16 protein-coding genes and 1 pseudogene are annotated in these 19,712 nt (G+C 65.1%); 12 read left to right on the top strand and 5 right to left on the bottom strand.

Features of this window, described 5'->3' with window-relative positions; translation table 11 throughout:
* The first annotated feature begins 1 nt into the window (after nucleotide 1).
* The 5 genes and pseudogenes from AB4089_RS18495 to AB4089_RS18515 all read left to right on the top strand — a co-directional run bounded on the left by AB4089_RS18495 (nucleotide 2) and on the right by AB4089_RS18515 (nucleotide 3,226).
* On the top strand, nucleotides 2-349 hold the full coding sequence (locus AB4089_RS18495; protein ID WP_441410734.1) for a hypothetical protein: 348 nt from the start codon (nucleotides 2-4) through the stop codon (nucleotides 347-349).
* On the top strand, nucleotides 291-707 hold the full coding sequence (locus AB4089_RS18500; protein WP_441410735.1) for a hypothetical protein: 417 nt from the start codon (nucleotides 291-293) through the stop codon (nucleotides 705-707). Before AB4089_RS18495 ends, AB4089_RS18500 begins: the two co-directional genes overlap by 59 nt.
* Before the next feature lie 478 nt (nucleotides 708-1,185).
* Complete coding sequence (locus AB4089_RS18505; protein ID WP_441410736.1) at nucleotides 1,186-1,878, top strand: histidine phosphatase family protein; 693 nt, start codon at nucleotides 1,186-1,188, stop codon at nucleotides 1,876-1,878.
* A gap of 24 nt (nucleotides 1,879-1,902) precedes the next feature.
* On the top strand, nucleotides 1,903-2,457 hold the full coding sequence (locus tag AB4089_RS18510; protein WP_441410737.1) for a DUF3090 domain-containing protein: 555 nt from the start codon (nucleotides 1,903-1,905) through the stop codon (nucleotides 2,455-2,457).
* Nucleotides 2,457-3,226, top strand: a pseudogene (locus AB4089_RS18515) (SCO1664 family protein). The gene AB4089_RS18510 and the pseudogene AB4089_RS18515 overlap by 1 nt, the downstream one beginning before the upstream one ends.
* A gap of 142 nt (nucleotides 3,227-3,368) precedes the next feature.
* On the opposite strand, the gene AB4089_RS18520 reads toward AB4089_RS18515, so the two are convergent.
* The 5 genes from AB4089_RS18520 to AB4089_RS18540 all read right to left on the bottom strand — a co-directional run bounded on the left by AB4089_RS18520 (nucleotide 3,369) and on the right by AB4089_RS18540 (nucleotide 11,918).
* Nucleotides 3,369-4,625: an MFS transporter gene (locus AB4089_RS18520; protein ID WP_441410738.1), complete on the bottom strand. Its 1,257-nt coding sequence runs from the start codon at nucleotides 4,623-4,625 to the stop codon at nucleotides 3,369-3,371.
* A 190-nt stretch (nucleotides 4,626-4,815) separates the two neighbouring features.
* Nucleotides 4,816-5,982: a GDSL-type esterase/lipase family protein gene (locus AB4089_RS18525; protein WP_441410739.1), complete on the bottom strand. Its 1,167-nt coding sequence runs from the start codon at nucleotides 5,980-5,982 to the stop codon at nucleotides 4,816-4,818.
* Nucleotides 5,975-8,566 (bottom strand): family 78 glycoside hydrolase catalytic domain, encoded by a 2,592-nt coding sequence (locus AB4089_RS18530; protein ID WP_441410740.1) that lies wholly within the window; start codon nucleotides 8,564-8,566, stop codon nucleotides 5,975-5,977. The genes AB4089_RS18525 and AB4089_RS18530 overlap by 8 nt, the downstream gene beginning before the upstream one ends.
* A gap of 37 nt (nucleotides 8,567-8,603) precedes the next feature.
* Complete coding sequence (locus AB4089_RS18535; RefSeq protein WP_441410741.1) at nucleotides 8,604-10,424, bottom strand: glycoside hydrolase family 3 protein; 1,821 nt, start codon at nucleotides 10,422-10,424, stop codon at nucleotides 8,604-8,606.
* Between the two features lie 42 nt (nucleotides 10,425-10,466).
* A complete protein-coding gene (locus AB4089_RS18540) occupies nucleotides 10,467-11,918 on the bottom strand; it encodes an MFS transporter (protein WP_441410742.1) in 1,452 nt (483 codons plus the stop codon).
* A 452-nt stretch (nucleotides 11,919-12,370) separates the two neighbouring features.
* On the opposite strand from AB4089_RS18540, the gene AB4089_RS18545 reads away from it, so the two are divergent.
* From AB4089_RS18545 to AB4089_RS18575, 7 genes are all read left to right on the top strand, one after another.
* Nucleotides 12,371-13,045, top strand: a complete 675-nt coding sequence (locus AB4089_RS18545) for a TetR/AcrR family transcriptional regulator (protein WP_441410743.1) — start codon at nucleotides 12,371-12,373, stop codon at nucleotides 13,043-13,045.
* 300 nt (nucleotides 13,046-13,345) lie between these two features.
* Nucleotides 13,346-14,365 carry a VOC family protein gene (locus AB4089_RS18550; RefSeq protein WP_441410744.1) on the top strand — a complete coding sequence of 340 codons (1,020 nt, stop codon included), beginning with the start codon at nucleotides 13,346-13,348 and terminating at the stop codon, nucleotides 14,363-14,365.
* A gap of 7 nt (nucleotides 14,366-14,372) precedes the next feature.
* Entirely contained in the window at nucleotides 14,373-15,335 is a 963-nt protein-coding gene (locus AB4089_RS18555) for a fumarylacetoacetate hydrolase family protein (RefSeq protein WP_441410745.1), read from the top strand.
* On the top strand, nucleotides 15,332-16,375 hold the full coding sequence (locus AB4089_RS18560) for a cyclase family protein (RefSeq protein ID WP_441410746.1): 1,044 nt from the start codon (nucleotides 15,332-15,334) through the stop codon (nucleotides 16,373-16,375). The genes AB4089_RS18555 and AB4089_RS18560 overlap by 4 nt, the downstream gene beginning before the upstream one ends.
* Nucleotides 16,376-16,450: 75 nt before the next feature.
* Complete coding sequence (locus AB4089_RS18565; protein ID WP_441410747.1) at nucleotides 16,451-17,575, top strand: FAD-dependent oxidoreductase; 1,125 nt, start codon at nucleotides 16,451-16,453, stop codon at nucleotides 17,573-17,575.
* The gene (locus AB4089_RS18570; protein ID WP_441410748.1) at nucleotides 17,572-18,645 is read left to right on the top strand and encodes an amidohydrolase family protein; all 1,074 of its coding nucleotides are present in this window, start codon (nucleotides 17,572-17,574) and stop codon (nucleotides 18,643-18,645) included. Before AB4089_RS18565 ends, AB4089_RS18570 begins: the two co-directional genes overlap by 4 nt.
* Nucleotides 18,646-18,657: 12 nt before the next feature.
* The gene (locus AB4089_RS18575) at nucleotides 18,658-19,668 is read left to right on the top strand and encodes a fumarylacetoacetate hydrolase family protein (RefSeq protein WP_441410749.1); all 1,011 of its coding nucleotides are present in this window, start codon (nucleotides 18,658-18,660) and stop codon (nucleotides 19,666-19,668) included.
* Nucleotides 19,669-19,712 lie beyond the last annotated feature (44 nt).

Raw genomic sequence — 19,712 nt, forward strand, 5'->3', positions numbered from 1 at the left:
CGTGGGCCGCCTTCTGCTGTCCACAGTTGCCGTTTGGCTGGTGCTCATCATCATCCGGTTCGTGTTCCAAACCGTGAGCATCGCTGTCATCCGAATTCTGGACAGGCGCCCCTCCCAACGCCACCGCCGGATGACCTACCGGGCACGGGTCGTCAGCTCCATTGCCGGGTTCCGCGGAGCCGTATCCCTTGCGATCGCATTGTCCGTGCCATCGGCGCTCAATGACGGCAGCCCGCTCCCCGGACGCGACGACATCATCTTCATCACCGCCGGCGTGATCGTGTTTGACCATGCTCGTCCAAGGCCCGCTACTGCCCGCAGTAGTCCGCTGGGCGAAACTTCCCGTTGAGCCCGAGGAGGAAGAACTCCGCCTGGCCGAACTGGCAATCGCGTCCGTAGCCGTCTCCGCCCTTGACGAGCTCGCTCAAGGGCTCGGGACGAGCGCAACTGTGCAGAGCCGGCTCGCGGACGAGTATCGATCCCACCTGTCGGTCGCACAGGCGCTGAAAGCCGGGTCCGATCCGGAGACCACCACGCAACCGCTGCAGGAAGAAATATCGCTCCGTCAGGCCGTACTCGAGAGGAAGCGGGAAGTACTCCTGCAACTCCGCCTCGCTGGCACAGTCGATGACACCGTCGCCCGGCGACTGCAAGCCAGGCTTGATGTCGAAGAAGAACGCCTCACAGGCGTCGAAAACATCGACTGACAGTCTGCCGAACAACCGACCATGCATTCCAGCCCGCGCGAACACTGGGACGTCCCGGAAATATAAGGGATCCGACCCACATACGACGGAGTCCGAAGCCCAAAGCGCGATCTTTGTACACACCCGCAAATTCGACGCTTCAAGCTTTCCAACCCGCTTCTGTGTCCCGGACATGAAGTCCATTGGGACTTCCCTTCGCCCGGGCATGCGAGCAGTTCGAGCAGTTCCGAACCAAGATGGGCGCTGCGCCGGCGCAAGCCGCCATCGCAGCAGGCCTTTGAGGCGCGCAGTTCGGGCCGCGTCGCCGCCCGCCGTCTTCTCAGTGCCGCGCCCTGGTTCTGGGCGCGCTGCGCGGGGTCGGTGTGCGCCATCAAAAGCAATAGCACACGACCCGCCCTGAGAGGGCGGGAACTACTGGATCCGACGCGCGACCCGGTACGGTTCACACCGCCATCGAGCGGGTGGTTAGGCTGGGTGGATGGCGACAGTTATTCTCGTGCGGCACGGCCGCACCACAGCCAATGCGACCGGAGTGCTGGCCGGCCGGGCCGCCGGCGTCAGCCTGGACCCGGTCGGCTGCGACCAGGCGGCCCAGACCGGCGACCGGCTCGCGGCCGTGCCCTTAGTCGGGGTGGTGTCGAGCCCTCTTGAGCGTTGCCGGCAGACCGCCCAGCTCATCCTCGACCGCCAGGCCGGCACGCCATACGCGCCGGTCGATCCGGCTCTCACAGAGTGCGACTACGGCCAGTGGCAGGGCCGCACGCTCAGTGATCTCGCAACCGAGGATTTGTGGCCCGTTGTGCAGTCCCAACCGTCCGCCGTCGTCTTTCCCGGCGGTGAATCGATGGCCGCGATGCAGGCCCGGTCGGTGGCCGCGATTCGACGCCACGATGCGGCCTTCGAAGCCGAGCACGGGCCGGGGGCCGTGTGGGTTGCGGTGAGTCATGGTGACATCATCAAGTCAATCCTCGCCGACGCGCTCGGCATGCACCTTGACCTGTTCCAGCGTATTAGCGTAGGCCCCGCCTCCGTATCGATCGTGCGCTACGGCGCCAGCCGGCCGAGCGTCTACGCAACCAACACCGACGCCGGCGATCTGTCGTGGCTGTCGAACGGCATCGACGCGGGCGACGCCCCGGTGGGCGGCGGTGCCGGGCAGAAGGCGCCATGAACCTCATGTGCCTAAAATACTGACATGCCTACACGAGTTCACGAGTTTGCCTGGCCTGATCGGGTTGTCGTCGGCACCATTGGCCTTCCCGGGGCGCGCACGTTCTACCTGCAGGTGCGCGCAGGGACGCAGATCGTGAGTATTGCCCTGGAGAAGCAGCAGTCGGCCCTGCTCGCGGAGAAGATCGACGAAATTCTCGACCAGCTCATCACCGTCGAGGGCAACCCCTTCAGCGTTCCCACAGGCACTCCCGTTGAACTTGTCGACAATGACCAGCTCGAGGCCGTTCAGGAGCAGTTCCGCACCGGCGCCATGAGCTTAGGTTGGGACCCAACCACGGCCCAGGTTGTAATTGAGGCCTACCCGATCACCGATGTCGATGACGATGACAACGACGAATCGCTGGATGATGACGGCGCCGATGCGGCCGAAATGCTGCTGGTGCGAATGCCGGTCGGCACCGCCCGCGCATTCGCCAAGCGCACCCGGGAGATCGTGGGCGCCGGGCGTCCGGCGTGCCCGCTTTGCGGTTACCCCATGGACGCCGACGGGCACACCTGCACCCTTCCCGAGGTCTGATGCCGGCGCCGGACCTCATGACCGCCGAGCTGACGCTCACCGGCCGCATCACGACGGCGTCAAACGCCACATTTTTGGGCAGCATCGGCGACGTGGTGGTGGTCTATAAGCCGATAGCGGGCGAAAGTCCGCTGTGGGATTTTCCCGACGGCGCCCTGGCTCACCGGGAGGTGGCCGCCTACCTGGTCTCGCAGGCCTTCGGCTGGGACGTCGTGCCGCACACCTGGCTGCGCGATGGTCCGATGGGCGATGGAATGGTACAGCTCTGGCAGGAGCAAGACGCCGCCGCCAAAGCGCCGTGGACCTGGTCGCGACGGACCACGTGCCGGAGACGGGCTGGAAACACGTTCTCGAGGGACGAGATGAGAACGGACGGATGGTCGCCCTCGTTCACGAAGACTCGCCAACGCTCAGACGCATGGCGGTGTTCGACGTCGTCGTAAACAACGCCGACCGCAAAGGCGACCACATTCTTGCCATGACGGACGGACACCGGCACGGCGTGGACCATGGGCTCACGTTTCACCGTGACCACAAGCTGCGCACGGTGCTGTGGGGATGGCTGGGAGACGCCCTGACCGCCGAGGAACTCGACGGCATCGATCGTGTCAGCGAAGGACTGCACGGTGGGCTAGGCCGAAACCTGGCGGACTTGCTCAGCGCCGAAGAAATCGCATCGCTCGCCGCGCGCTGCGCCCGGTTGCGCTTGGCAGGGCGGTTTCCGGCTCCGAGCGGTGAGATGCCGGCGGTGCCCTGGCCGCTGTTCTAAGGAAATTTCGGCTACAGGCTTCGCAGGCTGTGTCCCGCCATGAACAGCCGTGACATCAAAAAGTGCAGTCCAGCCTTCATACCCATACGGTATCCACTCCGAGACCAGTGGAATGATGACAATACCGGGAATGCGGCATCCGCTATCGTTGTCCGGACGCCAGGCGGGGTCCGCGGACCAAGACGGCCAGCACGGCGACGGCGCAGGCGATGGCCAGGCTGCCAAGCGCGAGGTTCAGATTCCCCAAGGCTGCCGCTGTCGCACCCAAGACGATGGGTGTCAGGAACTGGCCGATGAACAGTGTTCCGGTCCAGATGCCCGTTCCACGGCCGCGTTGGTCGAAAGAGAGCCCGTTGATGGCCCAAGTCAGGAGCGTGGGCAGCAACACGCCCGTCCCTGCGCTGGCGATCACCGCGCCAACGATGGCAAGCGGCACGCTGCTCGCCAAAGCCACGATCGCGAGGCCGGCAGCCGCCAGGCCGAAGGYGATCAACAGCAGTTTCCGGGTACCGAGCATTGCCAGATAACGGAAGGAGATGGCGCCGGCTGCCGTAGCCAGGGAAGCGACCGCGGCCGCAAGTCCGATGAGGGCGGCGTCGCCGACCCCCAGCCCGGTGATGACGTAGGGCAGATGGACGATCAGGGCGTAGAAGACTATGCCACCAAATAGCGTCACTGCTGAGGGCGCACCGATCTGCCGCCAAGGGATCGGTGTCTTGGTGGCCGCCGCACGCCGGGTCTTCGCCGGTTCCCACAACACGAAAATCATTGGAATGACGAGGACCGCGCTTACCGCGTAGAGCCAGAAGGGCGTCCGCCAGCTGATGCTGCCGAGTGCGCCGCCGAGGGCAAAGAACGCCGTGGCTGCGAGAGCACTGACCATGGTCTGAAGCCCGAGGTATTTGTTGCGTTGCTCTCCGGCGTAATAGTCGGTGATCAGCGTGGTGCAGCACGTCATGATGGCCGCTTCGGCAATTCCGACGCCGATACGGGACAACGCGATTGACTCCAGGGTTGCAAGCCACAGTGGGGCCGTTCCGAAGATTGAGTAGGCAAGCATCGCGAAAATCAGCAGCTTCTTGCGTCCGACCCTGTCGGCGATGTATCCCGCCAGGGGCGAGAACAGCGCTACGAAAAGTGCGGGCAGCGTGAGGGCGAGCGGGACAAGGATGGCGACGCCCGGGGTATCGGCGAATGCCTGGTTCAGGGTGGGCAGGATGGGTGCCAACAAGACCGCGCCGAGCACTGGCAGGCAACTTCCGGCGACCAGCAACCCTGCGTGGATTCGGGTGGCGCTGCGGGGAACCGTTGGAGGAAGGTATGCGTCCTTGCCGGGGGCATCGGAATGGTGTGCCGCGGCTGGCGGCGCATCGGCTGACTCGAGGTGAATATTCTCCATTGAATTTCCTTCGCCTTGCGGGGTGTAGACCTGGACCGCCGCGGGTTCCCGGCAGTGTCTCTACGTCACTGTGGCAAGGCCTGCGGCATTGCAGAATAGCCACTTTCGGATAAGTGGTATCTGTGGGACGGATGGTTGCCGCGCCCGGCCGACCGTTCAACGCCCGGGGCAGACTTAGCGAAGAGTTGCCTCAGCTGGCTGGCTGGCTGGCGTCGGACCGCCAGGCTGCCACTTCCGGTGAGTTCACGAAGCGCTTCGCCATCCGACGATAGCCGTCGGTGTTTGGATGCAGTCCGTCGGACAAGTCATGGACGTCCTGCGGGCCGAACAAATGGCGTCCGTCGAGATAACGCAGCGCCGGATCATCTGCCCGGCGGGTGTGCACAATGTCCTGCAGGATGTCACGGACGTCTCCCAGGTTCAGCGCGCCAAAGGTCTCGCCCGGACGGGATGGCGGAACCGGCATGAGCCTGCCGGCCTGGGGATCGAAGTAGAGAGGGCCTGGCTCAGTTTCGTGCATGGGGCACGAAATGGGCGAGATGAGCAGGATGGGGACGTCCGGCTTCTTGTCACGGATGCTGTCCAGGAAACCGTGGACGGCGGGGATGAAGGTGCGCCGCTTCATCGTGTCGCCGTTGACGATGTTGATGCCTAGTTTGAGGCTGATCATGTCCGCGTGCTGGGCGCCGATGGTGCGGGCCACGAAGGGATCGAGCTGGGCGTTGCCGCCGAATCCGAGGGCGGTGACGTCCAGCTCCGCCTGCTGCGCCGCCGCAACCGGCCATACCGCCAAAGGGCTGGAGGCCTCCGAGCAGTGGCTGATTGAGCTGCCATGGTGCACCCACTTCGGACGCCCAGACGGCGGTGCGGGCCGGATGTCACCATCGCCGTTGAGGTCGAGAAGCTCGACGGACGCGTTGTTGGGCAGCCAGATCTCGACAAGCCGCCCGGTGCCGCGGGAGGGGCCGAGTTCGAAGCGGATCCGCCGCGGCCTGCCCTCCTTCAGTGAGCCTGGGCCGTCGAAAGGGACAACACGGTATGACCCTACCCAGTCAAGGACGGCTTCGCGTGATTCACCGTCGATGGTTGCTGCATAGGGCACGGGAATGTCCGCGGGGTCCTGGTTTGGATAGAGGACGCGGGTGGAACGGCTGGTCAGCTCGATCCAGCTGCCCGTGGTCTGCAGGACCAGCCGCACTCCGGAGGTCTGGCCGGCAACCAGTTCCATCAGCTCTGAGTCGTGGTGCTGCCGGGTCCACGACGGCAGCCGGGAAGGAGTGAGACCAGCCGCTGTGCGGTGAAGGTCCAGTACGCCGCGGAGAGACTCAACGATCAGCGACTGCGTGGTCTTATCCATGGCTCACCTCGTAGGTGAACGTACCGTTCCCTGTCCGGCGCTCCGAGGTTCCGGGAAGGTCGATAACGGCCTCGACTCCGACCGGAATGGTTGCGGTGCACCGCAGTTTCCCCGCCTTCAGCCGCCAACTGACGTCGACGGCGCCGTAGGGAGTGAGATGGCGGGTGTGGGCATGGTCGATGCCGCCGCCGGGCCGGGGCGCGATCCGGACCGTCCGGTGCCCTGGCTCCTCGATGGCGATGCCTCCCACACGACGGTGGATGAAGTCGCTGACCGCTCCAAAGGCGTAGTGGTTGAAGGAGGTCATCTCGCCGGGATTGACGGTACCGTCGGGAAGCAGGCTGTCCCAACGTTCCCAGACAGTCGTCGCGCCCATGGACACCTGATAGAGCCACGAGGGGCAGGTGTCGCCAAGCAGCAGCGCATAGGCCTCGTCAATGTGCCCGGTGTCAACGAGGGCATCGCAGACGTGGGGGGTTGCCAGGAATCCGGTACCCACCGTGAATCCTGATTCCGCGACGAGGTCTGCGAGGCGGTGTCCGGCGGCCCTTCTGTCGTCAGTGCCCTCGAGGAGGTCGAAGCGAAGGGCCAGCGTGTAGGCGGCCTGGGTATCCGAGGTCATCTTTCCGGGGCCAAGGACGAACCGTTTCCTGAAAGCTTCGGAGATTTCCTCCGAGAGGGCCGCATAGCGAGTTTGATCAATGGCCCGGCCCAGGACGCCGGCAGTAGCAGCGAGTGTTCTCATGGAATGGGCGAAGTAGGCGGTGGCCACGAGCGCGTTCTCCGTTGAGGAGGCACTCGGATTGTCCGGAGGAGCGGCGGGGTCGAGCCAGTCGCCGAACTGGAATCCCTTGTCCCAAACGCGTCCGGGCCCGGCCAGGGCTTCAACTGCGGAAGCCCAGGCCGTCATCCCGGGGTAGGCGAGTTCCAGCAGGGCGGCGTCGCCGAAGTGGCGGTACATCGCCCAAGGGACGCCGATTATCGCGTCGCTCCACCCCGCGGCCGGCAGGTTTCCTGGAGGCACCGGAAAGGGCATGATGACGGGGATGTCGGGGCTGAAGACCGGTGGGACACCGGAAGCCTCCCTTGCCTGGTCCGCGAGGAGATCTTTCAGCCAGTCACGGACAAACCCTGAGCTGTCGTAGAGCGTTGCGGCCGTGGGAGCAAAGACGTGCAGGTCGCCGCTGTAGCCCAGACGTTCGTCCCGCTGCGGGCAGTCAGTGGGAACGTCGACAAAGTTTCCGCGCATTCCCCACCGGATGTTTTCCTCAAGACGATTCAGCCCCGGATGCGATGTCTCGATCCACGCGGTCCGCTCCATGTCGGTGTGCACGACGACGGCGGCAACGCCATCGGCCGTAGGCTCCCCCGGCCAGTTTTCGATCTCCACATATCGAAATCCGTGGGTCGTAAAGCGGGGTTCGAACGATTCGGGCCCACCGCCACGCAGGGTGTAGCTGTCTGTGGCAGCCGCATGCCGCAGCGGCCCGCGGCAGAGCCGCCCGTCTTGGAGGATCTCGGCATGGCGCAATGTGATGGTCCGGCCCCGTTCGCCGGAGACGGTGAGGCGAAGCCTGCCGACGAGGTTTTGGCCGAAGTCCAGCAGGTGAACCCTATCCCCTACCTGCTTGATGGAAACGGGCCGGAGACGTTCGGTTTCGCGGACGGGCGGCCCGTCGGGCGCCACCAGGGTTGCGAAGTCCCGCTGCACCACCACCGGGTTCCAGCCGATGGCCTCGAGGCCCGATTCTGACCACCCGTCGACCAGTTTTCGTGCATCAACGGTTTCGCCCTCGAGGAGCCCCGAGCTGGTGATTTCGCTTTGCCGGCTGGACCAGTCCGGACCGGTAACATGGACGGATTCGGAGCCGTCCTCGTAGCGCAGATGCAGTTGAGCCAGCAGCGCAGTGCGGTCACCGTAGATGTTATTGATGCCGCCGTTGAATCCGAGCCTGCCCCGGTACCAGCCATCGGCCAGGCGGGCGCCCCAGCCGTTGAGTCCGGTGGCGACCAGCCCGGTCACATCGTAAGTCTGGTAGCGGAGACGGTCCTGGTAAGAGTTCCAACCCGGCGCCAGGATGTCCTGCCCGACGCGGGCACCGTTGATTTCGAATTCATAGACGCCGAGGGCAGACGAATAAAGGCGGGCCTGGGCAACCGTGCCCCGGGTTTCAAATGTTGACCGGAGCAGATAGGCCGTCCGGGGCTCTTTGGCCGAGTCCTCGTCGGACTCGACAGGTGCAACGAACGAGGCCCGCCAGTCGGCTGCGTTCAGGTTTCCCGTCTCGACAGCACCGGCATCGCTCCAGTCCGATGTGGCGCCGTCGATTCCTGTTACCCGGACCCGCACGCTGCGGCATGCCCGGGAGGGCAAGGCCTCCGCAGGCCATGGCACAAGGATGCTTTCGGGCGACGCGACGCGATGTACGGTCACGGCGCCGGTCTCCGGATCAGTGACTTCTACTTCGTAGGCAGTCTGGGGCGAGGTACCCGGTCCCGTCTGGAGCCAGGAGATCCGCGGCCGGGCTTCGCCTATGCCAAGTGCCTCGCGGTGATGTTCAAAACGGGGAGTGCTGATGCGCATGTGGGTCCTAAGTAAAATGGTGCGGCTGGCGGGATGGTCAGTCCGCGACGGCGGCCGTCGCGGGGCGCAGACCGTGACCGAACGGAAAGACGGGGTTCATTGTGTCCGAGGGAACGTCCGGGCGGGACGCTTTGACGGCAGCCATGGATCGTGGAAGTTCGAACGGCAGGGTCCCGGCCGGCTCAATCCTTCCCAGCAAAACGTCCCACACAGCTTCGTCTCCTGCCCCGTAGTCCACGATGACGGCGGCCGCGCGGTCGACGATCTCCGGGATGACGGCCGGGCGGTCCATATGAATCACGACGATGGTCGGTACGCGGTCCAGCAGGTCCAGGATCGGGGCAAGCTCCTGCTCGCTGAAGTCCAGCCGGCCGGCGCGGAAGAAGGACTCGAACACCCCGGGGCGCGGGTCGAATGGTGTCTCGAGGCGGATCACCGCGGCTTGGGCCTCGGTTGCCGAGCGCACCGCGACGACCGATCCGTCGCCGGGGGCCTCGATGCCCTGAAGGTAAATCGTTGCCTGTTCACGGATCGGCAGCACGGGTGTGCCAGCCGTCGTCGGAGGCCCGGACTGCGGCCGGTTGGTGAGAAGAGTCATTGACTTGCTTTGGGTGCGGCGCCCCTCGGCTGCAAAGGCGGCGTTGCCGACAATCTCTTCGGCCTGGTCCGGGTCAACAAAACGGGCATCGTCAAAGAGGCCGAGACGGAACTTTTCGCGCAGCAGGCGCGCCACCGAAACGTCGAGACGCGCTTCGTCGAGCCTCCCGCTCCGGACAAGTTCCACCACCAGGTGCGGGTTCTGTTCCCCGCCGAACTGGTCGGCTCCGGCGTCGAGGACCCGCAGAATCCTGTCTTCAGGACTGAGCTGCTCCACACCCCAGGCGCGGGCCTCGTGAAGTTCGCCCATGATGATGTTGTCGGTGATGATGCCCCAGTCCGTGCAGACGATTCCGTCGAAACCGAGCTGTTCGCGCAGCAGGCCGGTGATGATGCCGCGGTTGAAACCAAAGCCCACCGGCTCGTATTCGGTGCCCATGGGTCGGCCATAGTAAGGCATGATCTGCGTTGCGCCGGCCGCGATGGCGGCCCGGAACGGCTTGAGGTGATGTTCGAAATACCCGCCCGGGTACACCTGGTCCTTCCCATAAGGGAAATGCGGATCTTCGCCATCCTTTTGGGGTCCCCCGCCCGGAAAGTGCTTCACCATGCCCGCCACGCTGTCGGCGCCGAGCTCCCGGCCGCCGCGCAATCCCTCCAGGTAGGCGGCAACGAGCCGGGAGGTGACCTCGGCGTCTTGGCCGAAAGTACCTTCAGCGCGCGACCAGCGGGGCTCAGTGGCGAGGTCGATCTGCGGATGCAGGGCCACACGGAGCCCCACGGCCAGGTACTCCCGGCGGACCGTGTCCGCATACCGGCGGACAAGGTCGGCGTCGCCGATCGCCGCAAGGCCGAGCGTCTCGGGCCACTTAGAGAATGGGCCCGACGCCGCAGCTGTGCCTGGATTGTTCGAGAACGCATTGCGAGGATCACTCGCGATGGACACCGGGATTCCCAGACGGGTGTCCATCGCGAGTTCCTGCAGGGCGTTGTGCCAGCGCGCCATCGATCCCGGGTCGCTCGCCCCGAGCAGGTTGAACGCCGTCATCATCCGCATGCCCACCAGCTCCGAGGTGGAAGCACCGGTCGGGGCCCGTCCGGCGTCCTCCGCCAGGGTCCCGTCGGGATTCATGGTGATCATCGCCTGGAAGAGCAGGCCCGCCTTCTCCTCAAGGGTCATCCGTTCAATGAGGTCGCTGACGCGGCGCTCCAGGGTGAGGCCCCGGTCGAGGTAGGCGGCGGAGCTGAGGGCATGGATCATGGGATTTCCTTCAGAGCGGAGGGAGGTACGGGGACGGGCCGGTCAGCGGGTGATGTTTGAGGCCGCGGTCACTTCGACAGGGGCGATGTCGCCGTGGCCTTCGAGGATCTCCTGCTGCAGCGGCAGTCGGGGAATGACGAGGGCGATGACGAGGGCCACCGCGAAGACTCCGGCGAACGCCAAGTATGCGTTGCGGAATCCCGCGTCGAGGTAGAACCGCGTGCCGTTGGCGACGGCCCCTCCAGAAGCGAGGCTGACGTACATGATTTGTGCGACAACCGCGGTGAAGAGGTTGCTCAGCAGTACGGACATGCCGCTCGCAATCCCCTGCTCATCGGGGGAAACAGTGCGCACGATCATGGCCGGTCCGCAGGCGAGGATCATGCCGGTGCCGGCGGCAAGGACGACGCTCGTGAGGATGACCTCGAGCTCCGTTGAGTGGAACATCGACTGCAGAACGCTCCCGACGACGGCGACGGCCAGGCCAGCGACGAAGGGCCGTCTGGGGTCGAGGCGGCTTGTCACAACTCCGGCCAGAACACCGGCGACGAGGCCGACTATACCTGCCGGCATGCCGACGAATGCTGTCTGCGTGCCGGACCAGCCCAGCGAATCAGAAATGCCGGGGATATGGGGAAACAACGCCAGGAACACAATCATCGTGGCGCCGGCGAACGTGGCACCCTGCCCCAACGAGCTGGAGAGAATGACCGTGGAGAAGGCACGGCGCTTGAACATGCGCACGTTCAGGAGGGGAAACTGGGTCTTGAGCTCAACTACCACGAATGCCGACCCGAGGATCAGAGCAAGGGCAATGAGGCCGAGCGTCTTGGCGTCGGACCACCCCCAGATGCCGATCTGTCCGACGACGTAGACCAGGGTGGTCACTGCTGCGCCGAGGAGGAGGCCGCCGATCCAGTCGAAGTGGGCACCGCTGGAGTGGCGCGGGGTCTCGGGAACGAAAGCGAGGATCAGCAGGAACGCTATGAAAGTCATGCCGGACAGAGTCCAGAGCACCGCCTGGTAGCCGCCGAGGTCGAGCAGCGCGCCGGCGAGCAGGGGGCAAAGCGTGACGAAGATGCCGGTGCCGGCGCCCACGGCACCGCTGGCAGTTCCGACATACTTGGGCGGGAAGACGTCTCTGATGGTCGCGAACACCAAAGCCATGATCGGGGCGTAGCCCGCGGCGAGGACGCGCCCAACGAGCATCCACTCATAGCTGGGTGCGATTGCCGTAATCACATCACCCACGACGCCAATCGCCGTGATGATCAGCATGACCCGTCGCTTGCCGAACATGTCGCCGAACTTCGCCACGAAGGGCGTGAGCAGGCATCCCACCAGGGTGTAGATCAGCGCAAACCACGCGATCTGTGTCGTCTGGAAGTGCTGCGCAATGGCTGCCTGGGAAATGGACGTAAAGATGCCTGCCACCGTCAGCATCTGGGCCGGCCAAAGCAGGCAGACCACCAGGAGGGTGAGCCGGGCGCCCATCCGGCCACGCGGTGCTTGATTGATTATCTGGTTGTCAGAACCCGATGCCGAAGTTTGAACTGCGGGACCGTACGACGTTGTGCGGGAGCGAGCCATCGCTCTGTCCTCTCGGATAGACCCGGCCGGCCTGAGCCTGTGAGAAGTCGGGGCCGGGATTATGTGATACCAGCCACTGTGCTGGCTCCACCGAGCATAGACACATAAAACCCTACATGCAAGCAGGTTTTTATCTCAGCCATCTCCCCGCCCTGTCGGGGGCGCAGCCACCAGGCAAAGTGCCCGCGACATCGCGGGCACTGCGCGCTGGAGGCGGCACCCCCGTCGCACTCCCCGACTCCAAACGCGTGTGCCCGTCGGGCACAGGAGCGATAAGCAGAAGTCCCCAATGCAAAAACTGAAAGACCGAGCGGTTTTTATGGCTTTGAGCGGATGCGATGCAATACCGTGGAGCTGTGAGTACGGACGAGATAACACCAACGCCTGCAAAGCGGCATCGGCGGAAATCCGGATCCTATGCGGCCGCTGATGAGCGGAGGGAGCAGATACTCCAAACGGCCATCCTGCACTTCGCCCAATGGGGGTATGAGAGCTCATCTGTCCCTAAGATTGCAGCCGACGTGGGACTTACCAATGCCGGGCTGTTGCATCATTTTGGGTCCAAACGTGAGCTTCTGACAGCAGTTTTGGAACTCCGGGAGAAGCTCGCGGGCGAGATGTTTTTCAAGGACCTGGAGGCTGGCCGGGGCGATGCCCTGATCCTGTTGTCAAGAATTGCGGACCTCGCCGAATACAACACCACCCAACCCGGCCTCTCGCACATGTATGTGGTGTTAGCCGCCGAGGCTGTGAATCCGGACCATCCGGCCCATCAATACTTCCGCGACCGCTACGACAGAATTATCGGTTTCCTCGCGGCGTCCATGACTGACGGCATCCAGGAAGGCATTCTTAAGCCTGACCTTGATGTTCAGGAAATAGCCAGGGAAGTACTCGCTACAAGCGACGGACTGACACTGCAATGGGGCCTGTCATCAAGATCCTTCGACATGGCAAAATCAATCCGCACTTATCTCGACCGGTTGGCGCGTCAGATCACCATGGACCACCGGGGACTCCCCGCGTCCTGAGCCGGCAAAACCCACCCGCCTGGTTCTAGCCGGCGCTTCCCAGAGGATCCACGTTATAGGGCAAGACCCGAGGCGTGGATCCCTCGTCGTTTGGCGGTCCGTGCAGCCTGAACGGCCATTCTCAGATTCAGACCTGCTCTCGCGGCACTCCAAGACCTATCCCCACCCCTGGCCAACATATTTGTGGGACTGATAGTTACTATCCAATTTGACGCCTTCCTCGAATACATGATCGGAGTCACAGTTGGAGGGAAGCCCAACCAAACCCTCTGCACAGTTCGACCAACTAAGGAATTCAGCGTGGAAACTCCCCTCTCACATCTTGCCCACCTCGAGATCACCGCCCCGGACGTCGAAGCCTCGGCACGGTTCTACGAGGAAAAGTTCGGCATGCGCATCATCGACCGGGTGGACGGCAACGTCTACCTGCGCTGCTGGGGCGATTACTACCGCTACAGCCTGGTCATCATCGAAGGGCCGGAAGCCGCCCTGGGCCGGATGGCCTGGCGTACCAACTCCCAGGAAGCCCTAGAAGCAGCGGCCCAGCGCGTCGAGGCAACCGGGGTTCAGGGCACCTGGACCGCCGGCGGCCACGGCTACGGCAAGGCCTATGAATTCACCGGCCCCTACGGCCACCACATGCGCCTCTTCTTTGAAGTTGAGAAGTTCGTGGCTGAGCCCGGTTTTGAATCCACCTATCCGGACCGCCCGGAGCGCCGCAGCAGCCACGCCGCCGCGCCCCGTTTCCTGGACCACGTCACGGTGGCGGCCCCCGATGTCCGCGGCTTTGCCAAGTGGCACAACGAAGCGTTAGGTTTCCGCGTCATGGCATTCGTGGACCTGGATGAGGCCCCCATCACTGTCTTCTCCGTGCTGACCACCAACGAAAAGTCCCACGACCTCGGCGTCGTCAAGGACACGTCCAGCCGCGCCGGCCGCTTCAACCACATCGCCTTCTGGGTTGACGCCACGGAAGACCTGCTCCGCACTGCGGACGTCATGATGGAAAACGGCACTCCCATGGAATACGGCCCCTCCATCCATGGCGTGGGCGAGCAGAACTTCCTCTACTTCCGCGATCCGTCTGGCCTGCGCGTGGAGCTGAACTCCGGCGGCTACCGCAACTACGTCCCCGACTGGGAAGCCAGCACCTGGAAGCCGTCCGAGGGCTCGAACAACTTTTACAAGAACGGCGCCATGCCGCTGTCCATGACCGAATCCTTCCCTCCCGCCGACGGCTTCACCGCCACCGAAGAAGGCGCCTCCCCGGAAATGAAGGAAGCCCTGCTGAACCCATACGCCCAGCACGGACGGGGCTAAGACCGCCATGTCAGAAGCTATGTACTCCCTCATCAGGTTCCAGGAGCCCGGTGACAGCAAGGCCCGGGTGGGAGTGCTGGTCAACGGCCGGGTCCTGCCGCTGGACGGGGACATCAATTCCCTGATCGAGCACTGGGACACCACCGAAAGCCAGCTGGACACCTTCGCTTCCTCTGCCGGCGAGGACGACGGCCTGGCGTTTGCCGACGTCGAGGTTCTTGCACCGGTGGAGCCGGTTCAGGTTCTGCAGACCGGCGCGAACTACCGCAAGCACGTAATCGATCTCGCCGCAGCACACCGTGAACCGGGCCAGGACGAAGCGGAAGTACGCGCCAGGACCGCGGCCATGATGGACAAGCGGGCGGGCCAGGGCACGCCGTACTTCTTCATCGGGCTCCCGACGGCGATCGCCTCCGCCACTGACGACCTCACCCTGCCCGCCTACAGCAGGTCCCATGACTGGGAGCTGGAACTGGCGGCAGTGATCGGCAGGACGGCCTTCCGGGTCACCCCCGAGGAAGCCCTGGAGTACGTGTTCGGTTACACCATGGTCAACGACATCACCACCCGTGAGTTCGTTTTCCGCAAGGACATGCCCGCCATCGGCTCGGACTGGTACCGCGCCAAGAACGCCCCCGGCTTCCTGCCCACCGGGCCGCTGCTGGTGCCGGCCAAGTTCTTCGGCGACCCTCAGGACGTCCGGGTGACCCTGAAGCTCAACGGCCACGCCATGCAGGACGAATCCACCCAGGACATGATCTTCGGCGTCGCCAAGCTGGTCAGCGAGGCGTCCCAAATCATGCCTCTTCGCCCCGGCGACCTGGTCCTCACCGGAAGCCCCGCCGGCAACGGCCAGCATTGGGGCCGGCTGCTCCAGGACGGCGACGTCATGGAAGGCACCATCACCGGCCTGGGTACACAGCTGATCCGCTGTAGGGACGAAGTTCAGACTGAAAGCAGCCAGAAGTGACCACCCAGGACACCGCTCCCGCCACCGGCACCGGGGAATCAGCCACCACTGCTTCCCCGGCGATCCGGCGTGAGGACCCGCTTGGGAGCATCCGGGCCATGGCCGAGGCCCACAACAACTGGGGCCGCTGGGGTGACGATGACGTTCTGGGAACCCTGAACTTCATCGACGCGGCCAAACGCATCGAAGCAGCAGCCCTTGTGAAGACGGGCGAGGCGTTCTCGTTGTCCCAGCCGTTCGACACCAACGGGCCGCAGAAGGGCTGGCGCCGCCGCACCAACCCCGTCCACACCATGACCGACACCGGCGTGGACGCCGAGCGCGGTAACCAGGGGTTCCCGCACGGCTTCGGCGGCGCGGACGACGTCATTGCCATGCCGCTGCAGTGCTCCACACAGTGGGACGGCCTGGGCCACATCTTCGATCAGGGCAAAGCCTGGAACGGCCGCGCCGCAGGCGACGTCGTGACCTCCGAAGGCGACCTGGTGACCGGCATCGAAACCGCGGCGGCGAAGATCGTCACCCGGGGGGTGCTGCTCGACGTCGGCCGCGCGCTCGGCCCGGAACTGGGCAGGACCGACGGCGAGCTGCCGGACGGCTTCGCCATCACCCCCGAACACCTTCAGCGGACCATTGAACTCCAGGGTCCCAGCTCACGGGTGGGCCGGGGCGACATCGTGGTGATCCGCACCGGCCAGCACACCAGGGTCCGCCGCGACGGCTGGGGTGACTACGCCGGCGGATCAGCACCGGGATTGTCCTTCACCACCGCACCCTGGCTGCACCGCAGCGAAATCGCCGGGATCGCCACCGACACCTGGGGCTTCGAAGTCCGTCCCAACGAGTTTAACGGTGCCTTCCAGCCGCTCCACCAGATCGCCATCCCCAACCTCGGGCTGTTCCTGGGCGAAATGTGGGACCCGGACGGCCTCGCGGAAGCGTGCGCAGCGGATGGCAAGTACGACTTCCTGCTCACCGCGGCGCCTCTTCCGATCACCGGCGCCGTGGGGTCGCCCGTCAACCCGATCGCAGTCCGGTAATCGTCATCCGCTAGCGTCCAGCACAACAGCAACACCACCACCAGCAGTTACGCCGTCAATACAAAGGAGTCAGCGATGGCAGCAGTACAGAACGTCGGAATCGTCGGGGCGGGAGCCGCAGGTCTGACCACAGCCATCCTCCTGGCCGACGCCGGAATCCAGGTCGAGATCCTGGAGAAGTCCGAGGCTCCGCAGACCCTCGGATCGGGAATCACCCTGCAGGGAAACGCCCTGCGGATCCTCCGTCAGCTCGGCCTGTGGGAGCAGATCGAGGCGAAGGGCTACGCCTTCAGCACCCTGGGCCTGCGCGCCCCGAACCCCGACGGCACCGTCATCGCTGTCCTCGAGGACATCCGGACCGGCGGCGATGATCTGCCTGCCACCTTCGGCATGTACCGCCCCGACCTCACCGCCATCCTGCGCGAACGCGCAGAACAGGCAGGCGCACGGATCAGTTACGGCAAGACGGTCACGGGTATCACGGACGACGGCGGCTCAGTCACCGTGAGCACCGCCGAGGGCGCCACCGCCAGCTACGACCTCCTGATCGGCGCCGACGGCCTGCACTCCGCTGTCCGCAAGGCCATCGGCATCGAGCTGGAGCCCGCATCCACCGGTATGGGCATCTGGCGCGCGTTTGTGGAACGGCCGCAGGACGTGGTCCGCACCGACCTCACGTACGGCGGTCCCTGCTTCATCGCCGGCTACTGCCCCACCGGCCCGGACACCATCTACGCCTATCTCGTGGAAAAGGCGCAGGAGCGCAAGCATGAGGACGGCCCCCGCATCATGGCCGAACTCGCCGCCGCCTACGGCGGTCCCTGGAACGAGATCCGCGCGAACCTGGACCACAGTGCCCGCATCAACTACACATGGTTCACCACCCACCTGGTGGACGGTCCGTGGAACCGCGGCCGCACCGTGATTATCGGCGACGCCGCCCACAGCTGCCCGCCAACCATTGCCCAAGGTGCCGCCATGGCACTGGAGGATGCAGCCGTGCTGGCCGAACTGTTGATCGGCGCCGACGACGTTACCGAGACTCTGTGGAAGGAATTCACCGACCGGCGCCTGAACCGGGCCAAGGCAGTGGTGGATGCCTCTGTCCAGCTGGGCCAGTGGATGCTCGACGGCGTCCGCGACGCCAACGTGCCGGGCCTCATGCATGCAGTCTCCAGCTTGGTTAGCGAGCCCGCATGAGCACCGCTGAAGGACAACCCCCGATCGTGGACGTCCACGCCCACATCCTGCTTCCGGCCCTGCAGCAGCTCGTGGCCGAGGCTGATCCGCAGGGCTTCGGCGCCCAGCAGGCCCTGGAAGTCCGGCGCAACGGACCGGAATCCATGGCCGCCTCGGGCAAGATGATCAAGGAGCGCTGGCCGCAGCTGACGGATCTGGACCGCCGGCTGGCTGACATGGATGCCCAAGGCGTGGACGTGCAGCTGGTCTCGCCGTCGCCTTCGCACTTCTACTACTTCGCTGGCCAAGAGCTGGCCCTGCAGGTGGCCAAGGCCGCCAACCAGGCGGTGCGGGAGTTCGTGGACCGCGCGCCGGAGCGCCTTACTGGCCTGGGCCTGGTGCCGCTGCAGCACCCTTCCCGGATGGTGGAAGCCCTGGACCATGCCGTCCTGGAGTGCGGGCTGCTCGGCGTGGAAATCGGCTCGTTCGCCGGCACCCCTGGGGACCCAGACCGCAGCACAGTTGAGCTTTCCGACCCCAGGCTGGAACCGTTCTGGAGCCGGGCCGAGGAACTGGGCGCCCTGGTGTTCCTGCACCCGTTCGGCTGCTCGCTGGACGAGCGGCTGGACCGCTTCTACCTCGCCAACACCGTCTCCCAGCCCGCCGAGAACGCGGTGGCCCTGTCGCACCTGATTTTCAGCGGGGTCCTGGACCGGCACCCGGACCTCAGGATTCTAGCGGCGCACGGCGGCGGCTACCTTCCCACCAGCCTGGGCCGCTCCGACCACGCCTGGAAGGTCCGGCCGGAGGCGCACGGCTGCGCCCAGCCGCCGTCGTCCTACCTGAAGAAGCTGTACTTCGACTCACTGGTCCACAACCAGGCCGAACTGCGGGCCCTCGTGGCTGCCGCGGGCCCCGAACAGGTGCTCCTCGGCTCGGACTACCCGTTCGACATGGGCTCCGACCGACCCGTGGCGGAGGTAATCGATGCACTGCTTCCTCCCGAGGAAGAGGCCAGGGTGCTGGCCGGCAACGCCGCTGCCCTGGGCATCACGCCCGCCTCAGTCCTCGCCGCCCGCCACACAGCCTAAGGAACACTCGTCATGGTCAAGATTGCACGCTGGAACCACGACGGCGGGACGCAGTCCGGCTTCCTGGATAACGGAAACTGCTACGCCCTGCCCGCAGGCCAGGGCGTCCAGACCCTTCTGGACGCTGGGCTGGACGAAACCCTGAGTCTTGCCCGGCAGACCATCGGTTCGGGCCGGGCCGTTCAGCTGGCCGACGTGGAGTTGCTCGCCCCGCTTGTGCCCGCCACCATCAGGGACTTCGTGGCGTTCGAGGAACACGTCGAAGGCGTGCGGAAAAGCATCGACGGCATAGCCGGCGTGGTGCCCGAATGGTACGAGGCACCCACCTTCTACTTCACCAACCCGCATACGGTGACCGGCACCGGCGAGGTGATTGGTATTCCGGCGGGCTGCGAGGACCTGGACTTTGAGACCGAAGTGGCCGCCGTCGTCGGACGCGTCCCGGGCAGCGACGGCCGCAACCTCACCGCTGCGCAGGCGCATGCGCACATCTTCGGCTACACGGTGCTCAACGACTGGTCCGCACGGGACCTGCAGCGCCGGGAGATGAAGGTCAGTCTGGGGCCGTGCAAAGGCAAGGATTTTTCCAACACCCTGGGACCCTGGATTGTCACCGCCGACGAGTTCGAGGACCTGCACGACGCCGAGGGGTTCCTGCCGATCTCCATGACCGTGGAAGTCAACGGGCAGCTCATCGGCCAGGATCTGCTCTCCAACATGGGATGGCCCTTCGCCGAACTCGTGGCCTACGCATCGCAGGACTCCGTGGTGCGGCCCGGTGACGTGCTGGGTTCCGGCACGTGCGGCAGCGGCTGCCTCGCCGAGCTGTGGGGACGGAACGGCTCCCAGACTCCCCCGCCGCTGAAGACCGGCGACGTGGTCCGTATGGTCGTCGAAGGCATCGGCACCATCGAGAACACCGTGGGTGAACGGCGCGAGGCCGTGACCCGGGTTGCTGCCCGCGTCCGCCCGCGCAACCGCGGCCATTTTCCCCTTCATACCGTCGGCGGCACCCACCCGTAGCCTCAGGCCCCGCCGCCCCTGCCCATTGCTGACGCCTGCCCGTT

Origin of the sequence: Arthrobacter sp. 2MCAF15, assembly GCF_052115605.1 — a bacterium.
Classification (GTDB): Bacteria; Actinomycetota; Actinomycetes; order Actinomycetales; family Micrococcaceae; genus Arthrobacter.

What these genes read in the sequence shown, in the direction of transcription:
- AB4089_RS18525 (WP_441410739.1), bottom strand. Translation starts at nt 5,982, where the DNA reads ATGGATAAGACCACGCAGTCGCTGATCGTTGAGTCTCTCCGCGGCGTA.
- AB4089_RS18575 (WP_441410749.1), top strand. Translation starts at nt 18,658, where the DNA reads ATGGTCAAGATTGCACGCTGGAACCACGACGGCGGGACGCAGTCCGGC.
- AB4089_RS18570 (WP_441410748.1), top strand. Translation starts at nt 17,572, where the DNA reads ATGAGCACCGCTGAAGGACAACCCCCGATCGTGGACGTCCACGCCCAC.
- AB4089_RS18555 (WP_441410745.1), top strand. Translation starts at nt 14,373, where the DNA reads ATGTCAGAAGCTATGTACTCCCTCATCAGGTTCCAGGAGCCCGGTGAC.
- AB4089_RS18535 (WP_441410741.1), bottom strand. Translation starts at nt 10,424, where the DNA reads ATGATCCATGCCCTCAGCTCCGCCGCCTACCTCGACCGGGGCCTCACC.
- AB4089_RS18510 (WP_441410737.1), top strand. Translation starts at nt 1,903, where the DNA reads ATGCCTACACGAGTTCACGAGTTTGCCTGGCCTGATCGGGTTGTCGTC.
- AB4089_RS18530 (WP_441410740.1), bottom strand. Translation starts at nt 8,566, where the DNA reads ATGCGCATCAGCACTCCCCGTTTTGAACATCACCGCGAGGCACTTGGC.
- AB4089_RS18505 (WP_441410736.1), top strand. Translation starts at nt 1,186, where the DNA reads ATGGCGACAGTTATTCTCGTGCGGCACGGCCGCACCACAGCCAATGCG.
- AB4089_RS18500 (WP_441410735.1), top strand. Translation starts at nt 291, where the DNA reads ATGCTCGTCCAAGGCCCGCTACTGCCCGCAGTAGTCCGCTGGGCGAAA.
- AB4089_RS18565 (WP_441410747.1), top strand. Translation starts at nt 16,451, where the DNA reads ATGGCAGCAGTACAGAACGTCGGAATCGTCGGGGCGGGAGCCGCAGGT.
- AB4089_RS18540 (WP_441410742.1), bottom strand. Translation starts at nt 11,918, where the DNA reads ATGGGCGCCCGGCTCACCCTCCTGGTGGTCTGCCTGCTTTGGCCGGCC.